The 266-nt window shown below is 70.3% G+C and carries 1 pseudogene; it reads right to left on the bottom strand.

The annotated features are described in order from the left end of the window. Positions 1–266, bottom strand: a pseudogene (locus tag I53_RS34320) (efflux RND transporter periplasmic adaptor subunit); the annotation flags it as partial.

The raw sequence follows: 266 nt of genomic DNA, 5'->3' as shown, positions 1-266 counted from the left end.
GGTAGAGCGGCTGCCCCTGATGGACGATCCCGCCTTCGGTGAAGAGCCGCCGCAGAATGATGCCGGAAACCTGCGGACGCACGTCCGACACCTGGTAGGCATCGGTGCGGCCGGGCAGTTCGGTCGCCATCGCGGCGGTGCCGGGCTGGGCGACGATCACGCCGACGATCGGATCGGGCTTGGGCTTGTCGTCCTTCTTCCCTCCGCAGGCGGCGAGCGCCAGCAGCGAGGCGGTGAGGAAGGCGGAGGCGGGGATGCGGATCGCG

Source organism: Methylobacterium sp. B1, from assembly GCF_000333255.1.
Classification (GTDB): Bacteria; Pseudomonadota; Alphaproteobacteria; order Rhizobiales; family Beijerinckiaceae; genus Methylobacterium; species Methylobacterium fujisawaense.
Note: the sequence above shows the minus strand (reverse complement) of the source record. Positions and strands in the feature narration are given on the sequence as shown.